At 40.3% G+C, this 20,196-nt stretch carries 22 protein-coding genes; 3 read left to right on the top strand and 19 right to left on the bottom strand.

What is annotated here, in order from left to right; genetic code table 11:
* Positions 1-5: 5 nt before the first annotated feature.
* From fliR to J8L71_RS02840, 16 genes are all read right to left on the bottom strand, one after another.
* Positions 6-785 (bottom strand): flagellar biosynthetic protein FliR, encoded by a 780-nt coding sequence (fliR, locus tag J8L71_RS02915; RefSeq protein WP_058548545.1) that lies wholly within the window; start codon positions 783-785, stop codon positions 6-8.
* Positions 786-787: 2 nt separating this feature from the next.
* Entirely contained in the window at positions 788-1,057 is a 270-nt protein-coding gene (gene fliQ / locus J8L71_RS02910) for a flagellar biosynthesis protein FliQ (RefSeq protein WP_058548546.1), read from the bottom strand.
* 40 nt (positions 1,058-1,097) lie between these two features.
* The gene (fliP, locus tag J8L71_RS02905) at positions 1,098-1,838 is read right to left on the bottom strand and encodes a flagellar type III secretion system pore protein FliP (RefSeq protein WP_058548547.1); all 741 of its coding nucleotides are present in this window, start codon (positions 1,836-1,838) and stop codon (positions 1,098-1,100) included.
* A gap of 4 nt (positions 1,839-1,842) precedes the next feature.
* Positions 1,843-2,226 (bottom strand): flagellar biosynthetic protein FliO, encoded by a 384-nt coding sequence (fliO, locus tag J8L71_RS02900; protein ID WP_210999189.1) that lies wholly within the window; start codon positions 2,224-2,226, stop codon positions 1,843-1,845.
* Complete coding sequence (fliN, locus tag J8L71_RS02895) at positions 2,223-2,621, bottom strand: flagellar motor switch protein FliN (RefSeq protein WP_210999188.1); 399 nt, start codon at positions 2,619-2,621, stop codon at positions 2,223-2,225. Before fliN ends, fliO begins: the two co-directional genes overlap by 4 nt.
* A 21-nt stretch (positions 2,622-2,642) precedes the next feature.
* Entirely contained in the window at positions 2,643-3,734 is a 1,092-nt protein-coding gene (fliM, locus tag J8L71_RS02890; RefSeq protein WP_058548550.1) for a flagellar motor switch protein FliM, read from the bottom strand.
* 9 nt (positions 3,735-3,743) lie between these two features.
* Positions 3,744-4,271 carry a flagellar basal body-associated protein FliL gene (gene fliL / locus J8L71_RS02885; protein WP_210999187.1) on the bottom strand — a complete coding sequence of 176 codons (528 nt, stop codon included), beginning with the start codon at positions 4,269-4,271 and terminating at the stop codon, positions 3,744-3,746.
* Between the two features lie 57 nt (positions 4,272-4,328).
* Positions 4,329-6,182 (bottom strand): flagellar hook-length control protein FliK, encoded by a 1,854-nt coding sequence (locus J8L71_RS02880; protein ID WP_210999186.1) that lies wholly within the window; start codon positions 6,180-6,182, stop codon positions 4,329-4,331.
* A 95-nt stretch (positions 6,183-6,277) separates the two neighbouring features.
* Entirely contained in the window at positions 6,278-6,724 is a 447-nt protein-coding gene (gene fliJ, locus J8L71_RS02875) for a flagellar export protein FliJ (RefSeq protein ID WP_210999185.1), read from the bottom strand.
* Entirely contained in the window at positions 6,724-8,058 is a 1,335-nt protein-coding gene (fliI, locus tag J8L71_RS02870) for a flagellar protein export ATPase FliI (RefSeq protein WP_210999184.1), read from the bottom strand. Before fliI ends, fliJ begins: the two co-directional genes overlap by 1 nt.
* A gap of 18 nt (positions 8,059-8,076) precedes the next feature.
* On the bottom strand, positions 8,077-8,883 hold the full coding sequence (gene fliH / locus J8L71_RS02865) for a flagellar assembly protein FliH (RefSeq protein WP_210999183.1): 807 nt from the start codon (positions 8,881-8,883) through the stop codon (positions 8,077-8,079).
* A 3-nt stretch (positions 8,884-8,886) separates the two neighbouring features.
* Positions 8,887-9,927 (bottom strand): flagellar motor switch protein FliG, encoded by a 1,041-nt coding sequence (gene fliG, locus J8L71_RS02860; RefSeq protein WP_210999182.1) that lies wholly within the window; start codon positions 9,925-9,927, stop codon positions 8,887-8,889.
* Positions 9,920-11,635 (bottom strand): flagellar basal-body MS-ring/collar protein FliF, encoded by a 1,716-nt coding sequence (gene fliF, locus J8L71_RS02855; RefSeq protein ID WP_210999181.1) that lies wholly within the window; start codon positions 11,633-11,635, stop codon positions 9,920-9,922. Before fliF ends, fliG begins: the two co-directional genes overlap by 8 nt.
* Before the next feature lie 20 nt (positions 11,636-11,655).
* Entirely contained in the window at positions 11,656-11,988 is a 333-nt protein-coding gene (fliE, locus tag J8L71_RS02850) for a flagellar hook-basal body complex protein FliE (protein ID WP_210999180.1), read from the bottom strand.
* A 157-nt stretch (positions 11,989-12,145) separates the two neighbouring features.
* Positions 12,146-13,570 carry a sigma-54 dependent transcriptional regulator gene (locus tag J8L71_RS02845; protein ID WP_210999179.1) on the bottom strand — a complete coding sequence of 475 codons (1,425 nt, stop codon included), beginning with the start codon at positions 13,568-13,570 and terminating at the stop codon, positions 12,146-12,148.
* A complete protein-coding gene (locus J8L71_RS02840; protein WP_210999178.1) occupies positions 13,567-14,679 on the bottom strand; it encodes an ATP-binding protein in 1,113 nt (370 codons plus the stop codon). Before J8L71_RS02840 ends, J8L71_RS02845 begins: the two co-directional genes overlap by 4 nt.
* A gap of 132 nt (positions 14,680-14,811) precedes the next feature.
* Between J8L71_RS02840 and J8L71_RS02835 the strand changes: the two genes are divergently transcribed.
* Complete coding sequence (locus J8L71_RS02835) at positions 14,812-15,423, top strand: DNA-3-methyladenine glycosylase I (protein WP_210999177.1); 612 nt, start codon at positions 14,812-14,814, stop codon at positions 15,421-15,423.
* Positions 15,424-15,588: 165 nt separating this feature from the next.
* Here J8L71_RS02835 and J8L71_RS02830 read toward each other — a convergent pair whose 3' ends face one another.
* Positions 15,589-17,025, bottom strand: a complete 1,437-nt coding sequence (locus J8L71_RS02830; RefSeq protein ID WP_210999176.1) for a sigma-54 dependent transcriptional regulator — start codon at positions 17,023-17,025, stop codon at positions 15,589-15,591.
* A gap of 359 nt (positions 17,026-17,384) precedes the next feature.
* On the opposite strand from J8L71_RS02830, the gene fliS reads away from it, so the two are divergent.
* Together fliS and J8L71_RS02820 are read left to right on the top strand one after the other, a co-directional pair.
* Positions 17,385-17,786 (top strand): flagellar export chaperone FliS, encoded by a 402-nt coding sequence (gene fliS / locus J8L71_RS02825; protein ID WP_210999175.1) that lies wholly within the window; start codon positions 17,385-17,387, stop codon positions 17,784-17,786.
* Positions 17,787-17,790: 4 nt separating this feature from the next.
* On the top strand, positions 17,791-18,087 hold the full coding sequence (locus J8L71_RS02820; RefSeq protein WP_210999174.1) for a hypothetical protein: 297 nt from the start codon (positions 17,791-17,793) through the stop codon (positions 18,085-18,087).
* A gap of 87 nt (positions 18,088-18,174) precedes the next feature.
* On the opposite strand, the gene fliD is transcribed toward J8L71_RS02820, so the two are convergent.
* Positions 18,175-19,581, bottom strand: coding sequence for a flagellar filament capping protein FliD (gene fliD, locus J8L71_RS02815; protein ID WP_210999173.1), 1,407 nt, complete (start codon positions 19,579-19,581; stop codon positions 18,175-18,177).
* A gap of 57 nt (positions 19,582-19,638) precedes the next feature.
* A complete protein-coding gene (locus J8L71_RS02810) occupies positions 19,639-20,073 on the bottom strand; it encodes a flagellar protein FlaG (RefSeq protein ID WP_210999172.1) in 435 nt (144 codons plus the stop codon).
* Between the last annotated feature and the right edge of the window lie 123 nt (positions 20,074-20,196).

The raw sequence follows: 20,196 nt of genomic DNA, 5'->3' as shown, positions 1-20,196 counted from the left end.
TCCTCCTAGGGCGAACAGCCAACTAAAGTACACATTAGCTCAACCATTTTAAGCCATTGAAACTCAAATTGAGTCACAAAATTGCCCAGCGTAGCCCAAATAATAATAAGCCCAGCCACTAAGGTGAACGGAAAACCAATAGAGAAAATATTCAATTGAGGGGCTGCACGCGTCATAATACCAAAGGACATATTAATAACGAGCATTGCGGTTAATGGCGCAAGAGACAACACCAAAGCAGTTGTAAACATCCACCCGCCCCACGTTACTATGTCCCAATAATGATCAACAGACCACCAATTACCATCAATTGGCAACACCTGAAAACTATGCACCACCATTTGAATCATCATTAAATGGCCATTAAAAACAAAAAATAAGAGAGTGGCTAAAATCAGAAAAAATTGACCGACTGCCGGTACGCTCGCACCATTTGAGGGGTCGATAACAGAGGCAAAACCTAAACCGGTTTGCATTGCGAGTATTTGGCCCGCTAAAACAAACGTATTTAATAAAAGGGTTGATGCAAAGCCAATAGCAACGCCTATCAACATTTGCTGAATAACCACTAAAATCATTTCAAATGAGAATAAGTTAGTAAATGTAGCGGGCGGTAATACGGGTACCACTAAAAACGTAACAACAACCGCTAAGCCCATTTTAATTCGAGTAGGTACATTTTTAGCACCTAAGCCCGCCATTATCATGATCATCGAGCTTATGCGCACTAACGGCAATAAAAAGTCGCTTAACCACTGAATAATAACGGCAAATGGATATTCCACAGTTAACCTGCAATTTCAGGAATAAGCAAAACTAAGCGGGTGAAAAAGTCCATTAGCTCTTGCGTTAGCCAATGGCCTCCCACTATAAGTGCACTAATTGTAATTAATAGGCGAGGTAAAAAGCTTAGTGTTTGTTCGTTTATTGAAGTTGCAGCTTGAAATACAGCAACCACTAAACCCACAATTAAACCTGGGACAACGATTGCAGACACCAATTTAATCACTAAAAATAACGCGTCACTTAGAATATCAACAAAAATTTCCGGTTCCATGTTGTACTCCTATTTTTGTATTACAGCTAAACTTTGCATTTTAAGTCCCTAAGCCAAAACTTTTAGCTAAAGTGCCCATTACTAAGCTCCAACCATCAACTAATACAAATAACATTATTTTAAATGGTAAAGATACAATCATTGGCGATAGCATCATCATACCCATCGCCATAAGAACCGAAGCCACAACTAAATCAACTATTAAAAATGGGATGAAAAACATAAACCCAATTATAAAAGCAGTTTGCAGCTCGCTGGTTACAAAAGCAGGTATAAGTACTATTAGCGGTGTATCTTCAGGTGAATCTAACTGATCGTAACCCGCTATTTTGGCAAATGTTTCTAAGTCTTTTAGGCGCACTTGCGAGAGCATAAATGCTTTCATTGGTTCTTTTGCAAGTTCTAGCGCTTGTACCGAGGTAACCTGCTCGTTTAAGTAAGGCTCAATGGCTCGCTCATTCACTTGCTGATAAATCGGCGACATTATAAAAATACTTAAAAATAACGACATACCCAGTAGCACTTGGTTTGATGGCGTTTGCTGCAAACCAATTGCTTGGCGCAAAATAGCAAGTACTACAATAATGCGGGTAAAAGAGGTCATCATAATGATGGCTGCTGGTATAAAACTCAGCGCCGTCATAATGGCTAAAACTTGTAATGTTACCGAGTAATCCTGAGTACCGTCGGCATTTGTGGTAATAGTCAGCGCATCAATTCCCTCTGCACTTACATTTGGTACAAATACCATGGCAAAAATAATAAGCAGCCACTTTGTCATAGGTTTAATTCTTTTTATTTTGGTTTGATTGTGTGTTTAAAAGCTTACCAAATCGCTTTGCAAGCTCAGGTAATTCTTTTTCACTTAATGGGGTTTCTAGCTTATGCAAATAATTAATACTGTGCGGAGTTACACCTAATAAATGCTGTGCGTTATCTATTTCAACAACTATTAAGCGCTCACGAGAGCCCAATGGTAAGCTTCGCACTACTTTAAACTCATCACTATTTGCTAAATTGGGATTAAGCTTTTTAACAAAAAATGCCAGTACTATAATCAGCACTAGCACCATTATTAACGACAACACCATAGAGAGAATATCTCCGGTAGGTGTTACCGCATCTGCTTTTGTAAAAACCGAATTCGTTAAAGCTACTAACGTGTTCATCGTAACTTTTTGATCCGCTCTACTTGGCTAATAACATCAGTTAAGCGAATACCAAACTTATCATTTACTACAACGACTTCACCGTGCGCAATGAGCGTACCATTTACTAGTACATCTAACGGCTCACCAGCAACACGGTCAAGCTCTACAACAGAGCCTTGGTTTAGCTGAAGTAAGTTACGAATATTAATTTTAGAGCGCCCAACTTCCATAGAAATAGTGACAGGTATATCTAAAATAGTATCGAGTTTGCGTTTTTCTTCGCCACTCATTTCGTGTTTAGAATCACTTAATTCATCAAGCTCGGCTACTTGCGCTTCTGCGCCTTCATCAGTGCCCTCAGCCTCAGCTAGTGCTGCTGCCCATTCATCCATTGTATCTTGATCATCGCTCATACTTTTAACCTTTTAAATCAATTACCAGTCTAAGTCTACACCGTCAGAAAGGTGTAAATCATCTTCTAGTTCTGCTAATTCTGCATCTGAGTCAATTTTCTTGCCGCCTTTGGTAAATACATGCAGCTCAGATTTAACTGAATCAGGTCGTTTAATTTTTTCACTAATTTGTAGCGCAACATTATCGCGAGAGCGGCCCATTTTGGCCCTAAAGGTAGGAAGCTCTTCAACAAATACTGTAATATGCTCCGGCATTTCTACCGGTATAATGTCACCCGCTTTAAGCTCCATAATTTGCTTAAGAGAAAGATCGACTTCAAGAAGCTGAGTCGACATATCAACTTCAACATCCATAATCTCATCGCGAAGCGCTTTACTCCAACGTAGGTCGGTGTCTTCAGTATCTGATTGCACACCGGCGTCGAGTAATTCTCTAATAGGCTCAAGCATTGAATAAGGAAGTGCAATATGAAAGTCGCCGCCGCCGCCATCAAGCTCAATATGAAAAGAGCTAATAACCACAACTTCTGTTGGGCTTACAATATTGGCCATTGCAGGGTTTACCTCTGAGTCGAGGTATTCAAAAGACACGTCCATAACCGGTGCCCACGCTTCTTTATAATCTTCAAAAATTATTTTAAGCAGCATTTGCACTATTCGGCGCTCGGTTGGGGTAAATTCGCGGCCTTCAATTTTTGCATGATAACGCCCATCACCACCAAAAAAGTTATCTACCAAAATAAACACAAGTCGTGCTTCCATGGTAATAAGGCCTGTGCCTTTTAGAGGTCTAAAACGCACCATATTTAAGCTAGTAGGGACAAATAGAGTATGGATATATTCGCCAAACTTAATCATTTGGACGCCGTTAATCGACACCTCAGCGGTGCGGCGCATCATATTAAATAAGCTGATTCGCATGTGACGAGCAAAGCGCTCATTAACAATTTCCAGTGTCGGCATGCGACCACGCACGATCCGATCTTGCGAAGAAAAGTCGTACTGAAGCGTACTTCCTCCGCCATCTTCACCTTCGTGTATATCTTCCTCTTCAACGTCATCAACACCGTGTAATAGCGCATCAATTTCATCTTGGGATAATAAATCGCTCACACTAACCCCTTATTGCATCACAAAGCCGGTAAACAATACCCGCTCAATTACTTTGCTGCCTTCAACATCGTTTAAAGCTGTTTGTACTTTTTCTAGCGCTGAAAAACGTAGTGTTTCCTTGCCTGCACTGGTGCTTAGTTCATCGGCAGTTGTAGTAGAGAACACGCTTAACAAGGTACCTTCAATAAGTGGAATATGCTTTTTAGCGGTCTCTTCGTTTACATCACCACGTACTAATAATTGCACTTTTACTTGAACAATTCTATCGCGGCTTGAGCCTGGAACATTAAATACAAAAGGCCTAGGCATAGCAACATACAAAGCACTCCCCATTTGAGCTGAAGAACTAGAAACTGCAGGAGCCTCCTCAGACATAGCCGTTTCTTCATCGAGTGTTTCAACAGGCGCATCTGAACCCGACATAAACAAGTAACCACCAACGCCACCAGCAATCAGTACAACAGCCGCTATTATAATAATTAGCTTCTTTTTACTTTTACCGGTTTCTTCTATTTCTAAACTTGCTTCTTCAGCCATAATGATTCCTTTATTTGCAAAGGTACTTGCTTGTTTTAATTGTTATAATAGCAGTACTTAGGCATAGTAATCTATTGATGATGAACTTTGTTGTCGAGAACTTTGTGAAACACTGTTTGCTTGCTCGTCATTTTCACCATTAACCGATTCGTTATTAGCTAACCCCGCTTGAGTACCGCCATCACTTTGATCCGGATTTTCACCGCCCGATTGCCCATAAGAAATAGTACTCTCGCCAAGCTCTAATCCCTGCTGAGCTAACATCTCACGTAGGCGTGGCATTGACTGTTCAAGCGCTTCTTTAGCCTGTTGGTTTTGCACTACAAAATTAATTTGAGCTTGTTCTGCATCACTTCTAATCCGTATTTGCATACTGCCCATTTCAGGTGGATCTAGGCGTATTTCAGCCTCTTTATTATTAATGCTGAGCATAGAGCTTACTCGCTCTTGCAAAAGTTTAGCTGCATCACTTTTTACAATGTTTATTGCTTGCATAACATCAGGGTCAATACTTACTTGCTTTACCTGTGCCGCGCTTTGTAATTGCTGGCTTTGCAAAAGCTGTGTATCTGCAAGCCCTTGATCATAGTTAAGCCCTTCATATAAGCCGGTACTATTAGCTTGCACTGTATTAAACGCAGCCGTAAGTTGAGTAAATATTTGTGCTACACGAGGTGAGCTTTGCTCCGCTGTTGTACTTTTAAGCCCTTCTTTGGAAAGTTGCTCCAATTGCTTAGCTAAATCATCATCGTTTGACACTGTAATTTTGTTTACTTCGGCATCCGCTTTATTTACCGATTTTGAGCTAGCCTGAGCAACTGTATTTACCGTATTCGGTGTTTCACCGGCAACAAATGTGTTTGGCTTGATTTTAGCACTATCAACTAACTTTATTTCAATGGACGCTTCAAGTTCACTAACCGTTTGCTTAAGGGCTTTCAACTGCTCACCCTGGGGCTGCTCTGTTTTAATGTATGCGTTTAATTGTGTTAATAATGCTTGTTTTTCACTTGTATTGAGCGTATTAATTTCTGAACTTACACTTTGCTTTACGGCTGTACTTTGAGTTTGTTCATTATCTGTAATAAATTGCGCAAGCATTTCTTTTAAACTTGAAGTATTACTTACATTACTCGAACTAGAATTTGTTATTGCTTGAGCTTGTGTATTAAGTTGCAAGCGCTGCTCAGAGGTTAAACTCGCAATCACTTTATCAGCAGCAGTTGATCCCATCTCTTTAGCTAATAAGTTAGTTGATGCTGTACTTTGTCCATTTTCAGAAGCTACTTTAGGTGATTGGTTTACTTCAATTTTATCTTGTATAGGCTTTTTATTATCTGAAAATTGCCCTTCTATGGCTTGCGCTAAAGTACTTTTGTAGTGCTTATTTTCATTGAGTAAAAAAGTATTTTCGCCACCACTTTGCGAGTCATCTGATGGGGTAGTCTCTGAACCGACAATCGCAGAACTTGTATTTTGCATTAAAGGTGATTCATCACCGCTTTTAGTAACTAAAGAGTGTAAAGAATTTTTTAGCTCTGTGTTGTTTAATGTGTCGGCAGGTTTATTAACAGATGTGTTCATGGTTTGTGCAGAGTTAATTTGCGCAAGCATGTTATCACCAGACATAAATACTATAACCGCATCTTCATCAGCCAACTTTGTGTTTTGCTCTTCATTTTGAGCTTCACTTTCTTGTGGCTGTTTATGTTTAGTAGCGGCAATAGAGTTTTCAGCTTCAGCCTGAGGTTTTTCATTGCCTTTTTTTTCAAGCTCAATAGAGTCATGTGCATTGTGGAGTTGGCTTAAAAATTCAGCACCTGAGTCATTTTCACTTTTAGCCAAGTTACCGTCTCTAACGGCTAATAAAGGGTCTTGCTCGGTAGTAGCCAAAAAAGAAATATCGTTCATCACCATAAATCACCTAATACTATTACGGCAATGTACCACCGCATATTGCCAAAAATTAAATACCACCGAGTAACAAAGCAATTAACGTGCCTAATTTATAAAGATTTACGACGTTGAAAAAATTGGTTGGCCGAAAACTCATCTAACATTTTTTGCTCATTTTTTGCTATTAAAGCACTGGCTTTAAGCTTTTGTTTTTCGATTAATTTAGCCACCGCTTTTGCCTTAATTTGCTGCTTTAACCATAGTGCTTTTCGCTGGGTAACAACTTGCTTTGCTGTATTTACTGTACTTGCTTGCTGGCGAATAGCCTCTTCAATTTTAGCTATAAACGCATGATACTGACCAAACCCGGCACTCGATAAACCCGATTTACCTTTTAAGTGTAATTGTTGTGAATACTCCAATCTAAAGTCGTTTAGCCCTTGAAGCTTCTGTTGGTTTGCTTGCAGGTTTTGATTTGCTTGTAAGTAATTCATTCGCAAACTTTCTTCTTTGTCGTTTTCGAGCTTTAGCAATAAATCGAGTTTATTTTTAGCCATTATGCTTGTCCTAATAACTGAGCAAGACCAAGTAAGCCGTCGTCGTAACTAATCACATCTCGCATACCTTGTTGTAAAAACGCATTTACTCTTGGCATCATGTTTATCGCTTGATCAAGCATTTGGTCGGTCCCTTTTTGGTAGGCGCCAAGAGTGATCATATCTTTGTTTTGCTGATACATCGAATACACTTGTTTTAACACGCGAGCTTGCTGCATATGCGGTTCAGACACAACTTGCGGCATAACACGCGAAATCGACTTTTCAATATCTATAGCGGGGTAATGTCCGCTGTCGGCTAAATCTCGAGAAAGCACAATATGTCCATCTAAAATAGCGCGAGCAGCATCGGCTATTGGGTCTTGCATATCATCACCTTCACTCAGTACAGTAAAAAAGGCGGTAATAGAGCCTTGTCCTTCCCCACCATTACCAGCGCGCTCAACCAATGCAGGAAGCTTTGCAAATACTGAAGGCGGATAGCCTTTAGTAGCCGGTGGCTCGCCTACAGCAAGCGCTATTTCACGTTGCGCCATGGCATAACGCGTTACCGAATCAAGTAACAACAATACATTTAATCCTTGATCCCTAAAGTATTCGGCAATGGTAACTGCACTTTCACAGCCTTTTAAGCGCATAAGGGGTGAAGCATCAGCAGGGGCTGCAACAACAACTGAGCGTTTACGTCCCTCAACACCTAGTATTTCTTCAATAAATTCTTTTACTTCTCGCCCACGTTCACCGACTAAACCAACAACAATTACATCGGCTTCGCTGCCTCGGGTCATCATTCCTAATAGCACCGACTTACCAACACCAGAGCCTGCAAACAAGCCCATACGCTGACCTTGCCCTACTGTAATTACGGAGTTGATGGCACGCACACCTACATCCATAGGTTTACTAATTGGCCTTCTTGAGAGGGGGTTTATTGTGTTTTGAGCAAACTTTAAATGATGTTCGGCATTTATTTTACCCAGCCCATCAAGAGGACGGCCTAAACCATCAACTACGCGACCTAGTAAGCTCATTCCCACCGGTAAACCGGTATCATTTACTTGAGGAATAACTCTGGCACCAGGTAACACGCCAGAAATATGATCATTTGGCATTAAATAGAGTGTTTGATCATTAAACCCGACGATTTCAGCATCAACAAAGCCGTGCATTGTTTCAATTTTGCATTGGCTACCAACAGGTGCACGCAAACCTTTAGCTTCTAAAGTAAGGCCTACCACTCGCGTTAAAATACCGGCCACAGCCGGCGCTGGAGTTTTTATATGTTGTTGGTATTGAGATAAGCGTTCGCTTAAAGGTGCACGTTGCTGTGACATAACACGCCAAAAATGAAATTAGATACCACTATTATGCAAAAAACTATCCAACGTTTCTTTGACACGTGTTTTTAGGGTCATATCGAGCGACGATTGTGCTGTTTTCACCTCACAGCCGCCGCGCTCAAGCGTTGGCTCTGCAACTAGCTGCCAATTATTATCAGCAATTGTTTGCTCGCCGTAACTCTCTTTTATAAGGGCAAGGTCGTCTGGGTGTAAATGTATGCGTACTTTTTCTTGTTCAGCATTAAGTGAATCAATGCTTTGCTTTAAGGTATGTAAAATAACATCGGGCGATGTTTTTACTTCTTGATAAATAACAGCTTCGGCTAACATACTTGCTAATTGTACTAATTGCTTTTCTGCTTGTTCATCTACTTTATTGAGGGGGATGGTTAAGCTCTCTAAAATGCTTTTTAAACTCGTTAACTGCTCTTCAATCAGCGGTTTAACGTCTTCATGACCTTGTGATTTGCCAAGCTCAACGCCCTCTTTGTAGCCAGCGTCTTTGCCTTCACCGACGCCTTTTTCAAAGCCATCTATGTAACCTTGCTCATGACCCTGTTTGAGCCCTTCCTCGTACGCGTCTTGTCTAATACGCTCAAGCTCAACCATAGTTAATGAAGGGAGTTCTGGCTCTTCGGGTTCATCAGCGGGCATCTCCTCCTCGAGCTCTTTTTTGTAAAGCTCACTCAGAGGGGTGCCATAAGCAGTAGAGCGATCGCCAAAACTACTTTCGTCTGGAGCTACATCAGGAATAGCCCAGTTTTTTAATAATTCATCAGCTTCGTCAGCGCGAAGGGTATGACCTTTGAGTTTGCTCATGGTTTACAAGAACTCCTCACCACCACCGCCACCAAGTTGAATTTCACCTGAGTCAGATAATCTGCGCGCAGTTGATAAAATCTCTTTTTGTGCAGCCTCTACTTCACTTATACGCACAGGTGCCATTGTCTCTAAATCATCAGCAAGCATTTCGGCTGCACGCTTAGACATATTGCCAAGTATTTTATCTTTAAGCGCATCATCTGTGCCCTTAATGGCCTTCATTAATACATCTTGCTGAACTTCACGCAATATTGCTTGAATACCACGATCTTCAACGTCCAGTAAGTTTTCAAACACAAACATCAGATCTTGAATTTGTTGCGACATTTCTTCGTCATGCTCACGAATAGAGTCCATTAACTGCCCTTCTACGTTTGTATCTAGGTAGTTCATAATATCTGCCGCAGCTTTTAAGCCACCCATTTTAGCTGCTTGCGCACCTGCTTGGCCGGCAAATTGTTTTTCCATAATTTCATTAAGCTCTTGTAAAGCAGCTGGTTGTACTTCTTCAAGATTGGCAATACGCATAGTTAAATCAAGACGCACTTTTTCAGGAAATTGCGCAATAATTTCAGCTGACTGCTCCGGCTCTAAGTACGACAGTACAATTGTTTGAATTTGCGGATGCTCATTGCGAATAATGTTGGCGACCTGTTTAGAGTCCATCCATTTTAATGAATCTAAACCTTTAGCCCCTGATCCCATAACAATCTGGTCAATAAGACTCGCGGCTTTATCTTCACCAAGAGCGGCTGTAAGCGCTTTTTTAATAAAGTCTTCTGACTGAAAACCAATAGTACTAAAGCTTTGAATTTGCTCTATAAACAAATTATGTACAGCACTTATTTTAGCCTGCGATAAATCATCTAGCGCAGCCATCGCCATACCCACCTTCTGTACTTGCTTTGGCTCCAAGTGTTTAAGTATTTGCGCGGCATCTTCTTCTGATAAACTCAAAAGTAATATAGCGGCTTTATCTACACCGTCTAGTTTATCAACATCAAACGATGGCGGGAGTTGTTTTTGTTCTTGATCAGTCATCTTCTGTTAACCACGCTTTCACTACTTGTGATGATAGTTCTGGTTCGTTAGCGACAAGGGCACGAATTGCTTTAAGTAAGTCTTCATCGCCATGTAAATCCGGTAACTGCAGTGTACCATCACTTGAGAAACCAACCGAAGCAGAATCAAAGTCTTTATTTAGCATATCGAGCGTACTGTCGCCAATATCTAAGCCTGAGCTTAATGCATCTTCGTCGTACTCTTCTAGAGTATCATCAGGGTAAATTAAGCGTTTAAGCATTGGTTTTACTACTGCCATTATTAATACAATAATAACTAAGGCACCAAGTACAAGGCGGACTATTTTCATAAACCAGTCTTGCTCCCAAAGCGGGACTTCAAAATCTAAATCAGTCGCTTCTCTTACAAATGGTACGGTAACTACTTCAAGCGCATCACCTCGTTGCATATCAAAGCCAACACCGCCTTGGAGTAAACGACGAATATTTGATAATGCCTCAACCGAGCGAGGAGCCATTGTTGTCTCGCCGTTTTCACCTACTTTAGGTAGATAATCAACAGCAACCGACACACTAATTCTACGTATTACACCGGTTTGTTGGCGTTTGTGGGAAATAGTTGTATCTAGCTCGTAGTTACGCGTTGCCTCTTTATGGCTGCGTGTTGGAGAAGTGGCAGTGCCTGCTCCGCCTTGCCCTGCGACCTCAGGAATATTTGAATTAACCGGAGGCTGATTAGTCAGCGCACCAGGAATACCCACAGCTAGACCACCTATGTTACTTTCTTCAAATGTGGTTTCGCTACGTACAGCGGGTAAGTCGGGGTTATAACGTTTTTGAGTTTCTTCTACAGCGCTAAAGTCCATACTTAAATCAACCTGAGCGGTGTAATTACCTAACCCTACAACCGGAATAAGTATGCTATCTATTTTTTCTAAATATTCTTGCTCGCGTTTACGCTCAAGGTCGTACTCTTTACGAGAGCGCGCTGCTAATGAACTTTGTGAGCCTGAATTTAATAAGCGGCCATTTTGATCGGTTACCGTTACACGAGCAGGCTCTAAGCCTTGAACGGCTGACGCTATCATATCAACAACTGAGTCAATTTCTTCACCATCAAGCATTCTGCCGCGTTTGAGAGTAAGTACCACTGTGGCTGATGGCTTTTTTTCTCTACGTGCAAAAACGTTTTCTTTTGGTATAGCTAGCAATACTTTGGCGCGAGTTACATTGTTAAGCTCTTCAATGGTGCGGGCAAGTTGTTGCTCTCGGCCATGCTTTAAACGTTCACGTTCTAAGCGTTGGCTTACACCAAAGCCCATATCTTGCATAATAATATCGCTACCAGATGTAGGCCCTTGCTCTAGCCCTTCGCGTGCCATTAATAATTTAATATTTTGGTATTCGCTTTCATCAACCGATACGACATTTCCGTCAAGTTGGTATTCAATTTTTTGTGCATCTAAAAAATCAAGCGTTTGAATAAGCTCTTCTGTAGGCATTTTACCTAATGGACGCATGTCTGGCTGACGAGCCCAAATAATAACAAAAATAGCGATAGCTAAACAAATAGCTAATGCAATAACAAGCGTGACTTGGCGTAATACATCAACACCATTTAACGCACTTAAATAGCCCGATTTTTGCTCTTGTTGACTATCGCCATCGCTTTGCTCGATTGTACCACCAGCAAGTGCAAGGTCTGTTGATTGATTAGATTGCGCCACAATAATTCTCCACTACCTAGTTAAACAGGCATGTTCATGATTTCTTTGTAAGCTTCTACAAGTTTATTACGAACCTGTACTGTTGCTTCAAATGCCACTGATGATTTTTGCGAAGCAATCATTGCATCGGCAAGCGATACACTGCGGTCGCCCATTTCAACGGCTTTTACTTTTTGGCCTGTGTCTTGTTGTAGCTCATGTACTGTATTTAGTGCATTACTTAACATATCGCCAAACTGTGCGCTTGAAGGTGATTGAACCTGAGTAGGCAGCTTATTTGTTTGATTACTACGGCCAGCTTCTAAGGCCATTGATTGCATTTCTTGAAATACAGCGCTGTTTTGAATTTTCATAATTTTTCTCTGACGGTGCAGTTAACTCTTAAAGGTAATTAAGCACAAAGCATGCCAAATAAATAAACCTTTAAATACAGTATGTTAACGCGTTACTTTGTGAGTCAGAGTTTTGACAACCCTAAATTCGTAGTTCGAATTTAGGGCTCAAAGGGAGCTATGCTGGAAGTGAAATACCTAAGTCGCGCATTTGCGCTAATTTATAACGTAAGGTTCGCGGGCTAATACCGAGCGTTTCGGCTACGTCTTTGCGTTTACCTTGACAACGCGCTAACGTTTCTAAAATTATTCGATGCTCTTTATCTTTTAGCTCGTCTTTATAGCTGCCGGTGTCTGGTGTCGGTAAATCTTGCTGGGGCATTACATCAGCACTTTGCTGATCATAGTAAGCGCTACTCAACGACTTTTTCTCTACCACTTCACTTTTTTCAGTCTGTGGAATAACAAAATTGCTCGGCGCTAAATTTTCAATAAAAATAGCATGCTCATTTATTGTGTCGCCACTGCGCAGTATAAGCGCACGTTGAATTACGTTATCGAGCTCACGTACATTACCAGGCCACGCATGAGCAAGTAACTTTTGCTCGGCCGCGCTATCTAAATACGCCATCGGCTCTTTGCTTTTACTTAAGTGACGTTCTATTAAGTGTTTAGCTAGCACAATTATATCACCAGGGCGTTCACATAAAGGCCGCCACATAAGCGGGAACACATTTAATCTGTAATATAAGTCTTCTCGAAACTGATTATCTGCCACGGCTTCTTTTAAATCGCGGTTACTTGTTGCAAGCACACGTACATTTAATTGAATTGTTTTACGACCACCCAAACGCTCTACTTCGCGCTCTTGCAACACACGTAATAGTTTAGCCTGTAGACCTAAATCCATTTCGGTTATTTCATCTAGTAAAATAGTGCCACCTTGTGCTTGCTCAAATTTACCTGGGCAAGCTTGAATAGCCCCTGTAAAAGCACCTTTTTCATAGCCAAACAAGGTTGCTTCAAGCATGTTCTCTGGTATTGCTGCGCAGTTAATTGCTACAAAAGGTTCACTACTACGGCTTGATTTATCATGAATATAACGTGCGAGTACCTCTTTACCTGAACCACTAGGGCCAAGCACCATAACACTTGCATCAGAGCGGGCAACCTTGCTTGCAAGCTCAAGTAGCTGAATGCTAGTAGGGTCGGCCACAATGGGGCCATCTGTATCTTTAGGTTTTTCAGGTAGGTAGCGGCTCACCATATTTAGTAACACCTCAGGTGCAAATGGTTTTGCCATATAATCAATAGCCCCTAAGCGCATTGCCTCTACTGCATCATCAATTGTTGCATACGCGGTCATCATTAATACAGGTAAGTCTGGATAATTTAATTTAATACTACGTAGTAAATCAAGACCACTCATTGCGCCCATTTGTACATCGCTTACCACTAGTGAAAATGACTCTTTTTTAAGTAGTAGCATTGCTTGCTCTGCACTATTTGCAGCTACACATTCAATACCCGACATTTCAAGTGTATCAATTAAGGCTTCGCGTAAGCCTGCGTCATCCTCAACAACTAAAATAGTGTTACTCATAATGATTCCTCTAATTTAGATGTGGTATTAATGGGAAGTAACATACTAAAGCAGGCTCCCCCGTGTTCATTATTAACCACGTCAACACGGCCTTGATGCGCACTAGCCACAGAACTTACAACCGCAAGTCCTAAGCCTGTGCCTTGGCTTTTTGTAGTAAAGAATGGCTCAAATATTTTATCGCCTTGGCTTAAATCAACGCCTGGGCCATTATCACAGACGCTAATTCGTACCATATTTGAGTCATGTGAATCTGTTTGAGCCGTTATTTTTACCACTGCGCCATTGCCAATAACTTGAATACTGTTATGCACTAAATTTTGAATCGCGCTCGCAAGCGCAGTTTTATTACCCACAATTTGTATGTCTGGCTCAGGTAGGCTGACATCTAGTTCACTATTATTAAGGGCTACCATAGCGTCCGCGCCAGTTTTAACCTCTGTTAATAGCTGCTGCATGGAAACTTGCTCAACAACTTGCTGATCACCACTTTTTGCAAATAGCAGCATGTCGTTAACTTGGGTCTCTAAATCTTTTAATCGCGACATTAATTTAGTTTGAAAGTTGTCACGAGAAGCTTCCGGCAAACGTTTTGAGCCTAAATTAGCTGCATATAACATAGCAGCAGAAAGAGGTGTACGAACTTGATGCGCCAATGACGCAACCATTTTACCCAGCGCACTTAACCGCTGCATATGGGCAACTCTTTTTTGTAATCGACGAGTTTCTGTTAAATCAGTCATTAAAATAAGTTGGCCAGGCTCAGGAGCGAGTGCGGTTATATCCAACTTTATTAAACGCCCATCTTTAAGTGACACTTCGTGCCCATCATCTTGATGCGGACGAAAAGAGCGCTGAATCACATTAAACCACTTCTCACCTTCTAATGGCTCACCAAGCATATCTATCGCTATTTGATTTGCTTTCGCTATCATGCCTTTGCCATCTAGCACCACCACACCTGCGGGCATAGTGTCTACTAAATGCGAAAGCCAGCTAGCTTGCTTACGCAGATCGCTTAACTCACCAATGTACTCCTCTTGAAGTAAACATGGGTTATACTGATTTGCAGAAATAAACTGTGGTTTTAACACGCTTGCAAGAGCCATAATCAAATCTCAAATAGATGTAGATATAGGGCTAAAAGCACGATTTATACCAAGATTTATTTATATATTTTTCATTAAGTTACATGCTAATTTTAAGCGACATAAAAATGACGCACACTAAAAGGAATAACAATGAGTAAGCAAAAAAAGTGCCGTTGCCCATGGCTCGACACCACTAAACCAGACTACGTTATTTACCATGATGAAGAATGGGGCGTGCCACTTTATGACGATACAAAACTATTTGAATTTATTACGCTAGAGTCGGCGCAAGCAGGTTTAAGTTGGTATACCATTTTAAAAAAGCGTGAAAACTACAAAAAAGCATTTGCTAACTTTGATGTGCACAAAGTAGCTAAATATACAGTACAGGACGTTGAGCGACTCATGCTTGATGAAGGGATAGTGCGTAACCGCTTAAAAATTTCTGCAACCGTTAATAATGCTAAACGATTTATAGAAATTCAAAAAGAATTTGGTAGTTTTAGTCATTACCAATGGCAGTTTGTAGGTAATAAGCCAACTATTAGTGATTTAAATAGTATTGATGACTACCCTGCAATTACAGAAGCTTCTGCCGCATTTGCAAAAGATTTAAAAAAACGTGGTTTTAAGTTTTTAGGCCCTACAACGGTATACGCACATATGCAGGCATGCGGTATGGTTAACGACCATAGTAATGATTGTTTTAGAAAAAAAGAAATTATTGAGGCTTTTAGCAAGTCGATGAGTAAGTACAGCTAAGTAATTAGAAGCTGCGCTTTTCACGCGAGCAAGCTTGGCGTCTACCGCCAAGGTTCAAGTGTGTATTTATCTTTCAAACCCAAAGCTGCATGCGCAATGGGTAAAGTTCGTAAAGTGATAGCGACAATGAATATGAAGAAAAAGTATTTTGTCTTTTGTGCACTATTAGTCTCGCGACAAGTTATACTTTTTCATTTTTTCGACGAGTGTTGTACGCCTCACACCTAGTATTTCTGCGGCGCGTGCCACAACATAATCAAAGCGTTCAAGTGCTTGAGTAATTAAGCTAATTTCAAGCTCCGCTAAATAGTCTTTAAGCTCAATACCGTCCTCAGGTAATAGTCCGCTACCTTGGTTAGTAAATTCAGCTTCGGGTTCAGAGTCATAATCACTAAAGCCAGTGCTAAAAATATCGTTAAAGGCATCTTTTTCTAAAAGCTCTTCAGGGTACTCTGGTTCATAGGCATCTACCTCTATGTAACGATATTTATTGGGTAAATCAGGTACATCAACCACCTTTTCAGGAAACATAATAACCATACGCTCAACCAAATTAGCAAGCTCACGAATATTTCCAGGCCAAGCATGTGCTTTTAAACTCTCAACCGCGCGCTCTGTAAATTTAGCGGTCGTACCGCTTTGCTCATTAACACGGCGCATTAACTCCTTTAATAGTAACGGAATGTCATCAGCACGCTCACTCAAAGAAGGGTTTTCGATAGGGAATACATTCAAGCGATAATATAAATCCTCCCTAAAACTTCCCTCTTCTATCATATTTTCAAGATTACGGTGAGTAGCGGCAATAACCCTCACATCAGCCTGAATGGCTTTTGTGCCACCTACTCTTTCATAGCTTCGCTCTTGCAGTACTCTAAGTAACTTAACTTGCATTTGCAGCGGCATATCACCTATTTCATCTAAAAATAGTGTGCCACCTTGAGCAAGTTCAAAACGGCCTTTACGCGCTGATATAGCCCCTGTAAACGCCCCTTTTTCGTGCCCAAACAGCTCACTTTCGAGTAGTTCCCCTGGTATTGCACCACAGTTAACAGGCACAAACGGCCCAGTATTTCGCTTAGACAATAAATGCACATTGCGCGCTACAACCTCTTTACCTGTACCCGACTCCCCTAAAATAAGCACGTTTGCATCGGTTTTAGCCACTTGTTCAATTAAAAAGCGCACATCTTTAACGGCTTCTGTTTCACCTACTAAGCCATCAAATGCTTTATGAGGTTTATGGCCTTTATGGTCGGTTGGCAGCATACGTTGATATTGCTGGCAATCGTGCAGCAGCTGCGTGGTTACTTCGTGGTTAAAAGGCTCACAAATCAAGCCTACAACATTTGCAATGCTTAGTAGTGGCTTTAGTGTTTCACCAATTAATAAAAAAGGGAGTGTTGGGTAGCGTTTAATTAAGCTTTCGTGATTTAAGCTTTGCAATGCACCTAAAATTACGATGCACTCTTGCTGCTGATACTTACTGCATATTTGCTCAAAGCTAGACTCATCTAGCAATTGTACAGCCTCACCTATAAAGGTAAGTGATGCGTTTAATCCTATTGAGCGATTGTTATTATTATCTAAAATCAAGATCATAGTTAGCGAGCCGTACTTTCACTAATTTATTTAATTAGTTAAATTGTAAGCCAGTTCAGCACGGATGCAAGCAATAGCGGCAGTTTTTTGACATAAACGCCAAAAAACAGACGGATTAGTAAATTAACCATACTTAAGAATTAATCATTAAGTATCAGTTTATAAAGACCTTATACAAAAAGCCCACTTAAAATTTTAAAGTACAAATTAGCTTATATGTAAAATATATAGGCTATTATTTACTTAAGTTGCAAGTAATAATGCCGATAACTATTAAGATGTAAGACGCTTGGCATTAATATTGCTTTTATTTTGATATAAGTTTTACATAATTTTAGTAGTTAAATTTAGGATCACCCATGGCTCATGTCTCACTGAAGAAATACAGTCAAGTTCGTGCAAGTAATATTGCAGAAATGGCGCCGTATGAACAAATAAACCTTATTTTTAGTAATATTATTGGTCGCTTGGCCGCCACTAAAGGTTTTATTGAACGCAAAGAAATAGAAAAAAAAGGTGAAAACCTTTCAGCATGCATTTTACTCTTAGGTGCGCTGCAAGATGCGCTTAACTTAGAGGTTGAGCAAGACCCTAGTATTTCTGATAATTTATTGGCGCTTTATGCCTACTGCCAGCGTAAATTAACGCAAGCTAATATAAATAATGATATTGAAGCAGTCGTTGAAGTTTCAAGCATCATTAAAGAAATAAAAGAAGGTTGGGATAGTATTCCAACAGATCAACGCATTCCAGCGGAATAGGGCTATGGGACAAAGCCTTTCAGCTAAAGCAAAACGTATTAATGTACTGCTTAATAATATTGAAGCATTAGTTCAAAGTAATAATGCAGATGAAGCTATGCCAATTATGGATACTTTAAATAGTGAGCTTAAGAGCTGGTGCGAAAGTGCCCCCCCGCCAAATACTCAAGAATTAGAGGCTATACACGCTGCTATAAATAAGATAAACAAGCAGGCAATGGCTAAAAAAAATGAATCATCGAAAGCTATAATTAGACAAAAAAAATCGGGGAAAGCCATTTCAGCATACAAGTCGGTTTAATTACTAACACAGTATTAAACGTAAATATCAGGCATAAAAAAACCGTTTTAAAACGGTTTTTTTATGCCTGATATATAGTATTTATAGTTAAGAGTTGTTACTCACTACACCTGGCATATTTTCAAGCTGAGCTTGCACGTAGCTACTAGTGGAGTTAAGATTCGCAACGAGTAAATCCATGGCGTTGTATTGAGCGTATAATCTATCAGACAACGACTCCATTTTACTTGCAAGACTGAGGCGCTGATCATCTACATCTTCCAATTGATTAGTTTTACTGTCAATACGATTTTGGATAATACCATCGGTGTCTGTATAAAAGCTCATAAGCTCATCAAACGACTGGGCAAAGCCACCTTCATCTTCATCACTGCCAATAAAAAACTGTTGCACTAAATCTACATCTTCATCAATTTTGTCATTTAATGTTTCAGTATTAAGCGTCAACACTCCGTAACGATCTGTTTCAACCCCCAGCTGAGAAAGTGACAATGAGTTACCATTACCTAAATCTACAGAGTCAGTTATCTGCTCTCGTAATTTAGACATAACGCCACGCAATAACGAATCACCAGCCATCACGCCGGCACCATCTTCACTTGAAGCGCCGAGAGTATTACTAAGCTCAAGTAATTCGTTATAGCTGGAAATAAAGTTATTTAAGCCTGACTGAATATTGTTGTTATTTTCTGTTATGGAGATATCACTTAAGTCATCATCAGTATCATGTGCTTTTTTTGCAGTTATAGTGATGCCATCTATCACATCAGTAAATGTATTTGAAGAACTGCTTACAGTAAGTGAGCCATCAATTGTAATTGATGCATCAGTAGCAGCGATAATTTCAGATGCATTTTGAACGCCTGCAGAATCAAAAGCTAACAGGGATAAACCGTTCGTATCTGTATTGTCACCGTCAATATCTGTTACTTCTACTTTTATCTCGCTTTCAAGGCCGCTATTTTTGGCTGAAAGTACTAAATGCTGGCCGGTATCATCAGTTATTATTGTTGCGTTGATACTATCGTTATCATTGCTGTCGTTAATCGCATCTCTGATTTCACTTAAGGTCGCAGTGTCAGACACTTCAACATCAAAGCTATTGTCACCTGAGCTAAGAGTCATAATACCTTCACCCACAGCAGTGTTAGCATCAAAAGCTTCTGAAAGTATTTTATGCTCCGTAGCAAGGTTATTGACCTCTACAGAATAACCACCTGGCTGTGCGTCTTCATCAGCACTGATAGAAACAAAATCATCATTACCTGATGTACTGCGTTGTTGGTAATTATCTGCATCACCTAGCGCTTCCATCGCAGTTTGCACTTGTTCCAAAGCAGATTTTAGTGCGCCTACAGCAGAAATGTCAGTAGTTAAGTTACTCTCAGTAGTATTTAAACGAGCCTCAGCAGGTGCTTGCTCTGAATTAACGAGTGCATCCACTATATCGGATACCGCTAAACCAGAGCCTAAACCATTAAACGAAATAGACATACTTCACCTCTTTAAATACCTAAAAATAAACTAACTATATACGTGTAGCAATAACCACTAAACAGTCTGGTCTATCAAAATACCAGCAGATTCCGAAAGCTTTGATACTAAGCTTAAAACCTCTTCTGAAGGATACTGCTTAATTACATCACCACTGGTTTTGTCTAGTATTTTAATAACGTCTCGGCCTGAGTCTTCATCAACTTGAAATTGCAGACTGCGGTTCATGTCACCCATAAATTCCTGCAATTGTTGCGCCACCTTTTCAAGCTGCTCACGTTCAAGCTGTTGGTTTTGTGAACTATTTGTATCAGAGTTTTGTTGTGTGAACTGATTATTTAACAGTTTTTGTGCACCTAAACCGTCTGATTTATTTACGTCATCAACAGCACGCTGAGTTAAAGTTGATGCAGACTGGCTTAGCTGCTTACTTTCACCCGTCAAAGATGTTGATGCTATCGTAACTTCTGCGTTTGAAGTAATGGTGTTCATAACGCCTCCTAAACTTACCTAACGTATATAGTTATTTGATTAACAATAGCTTAATTTATGCCCTTAAACCACAAAAGGAGGTAGCTAAAGCCACCTCCTTGTTTTAAAACTAATACTGACTTT

Origin of the sequence: Pseudoalteromonas sp. MMG007, assembly GCF_018100985.1 — a bacterium.
Taxonomy (GTDB): domain Bacteria; phylum Pseudomonadota; class Gammaproteobacteria; order Enterobacterales; family Alteromonadaceae; genus Pseudoalteromonas.
This window is presented reverse-complemented; position numbering and strand designations above follow the sequence as displayed.